The sequence below is a fragment of the Oligoflexus sp. genome (genome assembly GCF_035638955.1).
In the GTDB taxonomy this organism is placed as follows: domain Bacteria; phylum Bdellovibrionota_B; class Oligoflexia; order Oligoflexales; family Oligoflexaceae; genus Oligoflexus.
This window is the reverse complement of the sequence record NZ_DASQYZ010000260.1, coordinates 1-2,536: the sequence shown is the minus strand read 5'-3', so window position 1 is coordinate 2,536 and position 2,536 is coordinate 1. Positions and strand designations below refer to the sequence as shown.

At 47.2% G+C, this 2,536-nt stretch carries 2 protein-coding genes; both read right to left on the bottom strand.

Going from position 1 to position 2,536, the window contains the following annotated elements:
• Positions 1-383 precede the first annotated feature (383 nt).
• Positions 384-1,289 carry a hypothetical protein gene (locus VE954_RS24415; RefSeq protein ID WP_324957731.1) on the bottom strand — a complete coding sequence of 302 codons (906 nt, stop codon included), beginning with the start codon at positions 1,287-1,289 and terminating at the stop codon, positions 384-386.
• A gap of 259 nt (positions 1,290-1,548) precedes the next feature.
• Entirely contained in the window at positions 1,549-1,836 is a 288-nt protein-coding gene (locus VE954_RS24410; RefSeq protein ID WP_324957729.1) for a hypothetical protein, read from the bottom strand.
• Positions 1,837-2,536: the final 700 nt, after the last annotated feature.

Genomic DNA, 2,536 nt, shown 5'->3' with positions numbered 1-2,536 from the left:
CTCGACGCGTGCGACGGAAGTTATCGATTATGCAGCGGACGGCTTCAACTTTGAGATCTGACATGATGGATCTCCTTTCGTGAGCCCATCAAACCACAACGGGAATATCATGTTGAGCTAGGTTGCCGAATGGATACCTTTAATCTCCCTGGCTGCCCACGCTTAACCCCCGGTGCACGGCGGATATAGCCTTAAGCGAATAGCCTGTCAATGTTCGGCCGTAAGCTGGAGAACGGTTTCTGAAGGAAGCTTTGGATATGAAATGAAAGGCGCCGAACCCTTCATTTAAATTAGAGGAAAAAATATGAACGGAGCCAAGTCACCATGCCATATCGAGCCTCATGACAGTCTCGATATGGCAAGCTTTCTAACTTTGAAAAATACTATTCGAAACTTTCAAAGCGAAAAATTGAGATTTGGCTGGAAACAATGCTCCCGCTTGTAACAGAAGGGGTTGACAACACGAGGTCAATCCCAATTAGTTCGTATGAAATTACGTTGGAATTCAAACACTCAATACTCAGGCAGCCAAGATAAGGCGTGGGAATAGGGTTCCCATCGGATCCTGTTGTTGAAAAAATACCCGGATCGACGTTCATAAAACGAATTGTTCCACGACCTAAACGATTGGGAGTAGGAAGAAGCTGAAAGGTCATCGGTTTCTTTTCAATTTTCAAACCTGGTGACTCTGGACCGTATTGAGTTTCAAATTTGCTGGCATATTCCACATAAGAGAGTCCAAAAACCAGCGTCTGACCATCAGTGGTTTTCATGGCCCAATCAGTAAATGTTTCCTTCAAATGAACTAAATTTTCCCCAAAAGTTGAAATCTCGCTTTCAGAAAAGTCCGTTTGCAAATTTACATTTTTCACTGAAAGTTTGTAGGTTTCCGTATCAAACTTTGCGTTTATTGTTACAGTTATGTTTCGTTCATTCCCATTGTTTGAGAGAGTGAATTTTGGTTGGAAAACCACACGATCGGAGGTGGAGTTATAAAAAAAACAATCAGTAAGGTCAAAGTTTAAACTTACGTCACTGGCAAGATATGATTTTGTGAAATCCTGAAGAAAATTAGCAATGCCACTGCACTTTTTTTCCCAGGATAGTGACTCGAACGAGCCTGCCTCAAAATTTGAATAGTCGAGAATTTGCTGCTTTAGCGGCAGCAAAGTGGCTTGATCGTCCACTACATTGGGACTGTCCTCACGCTTATCCTTTGAACCTTTTGAACATCCGACGAGCGAAATGCAAAGCATCAAAACAGCAATGCTGGTTTTTGGACAGTTCATATCATAGCTCCCAACGCTTGTATGTCACTGAAGGCTTGGTAATCCTATGGCACAGACGACCACTGTTCTCAGAGGACTTGACGGAGCACAGTGTATGCCACGTCCTCAGGTCGCTGTCAATCAGACGATATTGTCTGAAATTTCGCTGTCCTATGTGCTTGACCTGAGCCATCCGCGGGTCCTTATTGTGTGCCTGCCAAACCCACCTTCTAAAGTTTGCTGCCGATCATCCTGATGAGCTCGGCAGGCTCAAGCGGCATCACAGTTGAAGCCTATTGTCATTTGCTTCCATGCCGAAATATCGTTCTGAGTAGCGTATGGTCCAGTTTGAAAAGACGAGGTATTTATTTTCAGGATCAACAGTCACAGCCTCAACGAAGTTTTGAAGGTGAAAGGATTCCCCCAAAGATTTGAGGTTATTTCCATCCACTTTCCAGACCTTGATTTTCTGATCCTCACCAAAGCTGATGAGCCTATCTCCAGCCGACACGAGAGCCTTGATCTGACCATCGTGCATTGTCTGGTCGACCGCCTGTCCGTTGATCATCAGAAGACGGCCCGATGAAAAGCCAAGGACGTGGCCATCGTGCTCATAGCCCCGGTCGAGTGGGAGCCTGGGCCTTGATCACTTCCTCAGATGCTTTGTCAATGTTGACAAGCTTCAGGCCGGTTTCAATAGCGCAAGCCAGACGGCCCGTCTTCAGATTAAGCTCCGGAACCTGAGTCGTGTCGCAACCGGTGAATTTCTTAATGAAAGTGCTATCGGGATGGGATAGACATCATCGGGTGATATCAGACTTACTTCAAAAGGGCCGGTGGAGCCGTCCGGCAAATCCTTCGCCATAAAAAGTCCCAGGGTCAGCTGATTCCAACCATCAGCAAGCTCGGTTCTTGGCCGGAATCATTGAAAAGCTCAGGAGCTTCAGCGGAGCCTAATCCGGACGCTCTCCTTCCCATAAAAGGGCGGCCAGACATCAGAACCACTTGCTATGGAAGGTGGAACCCGAGTCCCGCGAAGCATCCGCCTCCACGTATACCCCGTCGCCGCCTGCTCTCCATCATGCAGCACCCAGCAGCGACGGTTTGTCAGGTGACGCACAATTCCGGGCTCTGTCGCAAACATTTCCAAGGTCGAAGTGAGTTTCTGAAGGGATCATTCCCCGGACGCAGTTATCCTGCCAGGGCGTAAAACTGTTCGAATGGTTTGGAGCCCCGGATATCAAGCTGGCCTTTCTTGATCATGGCCA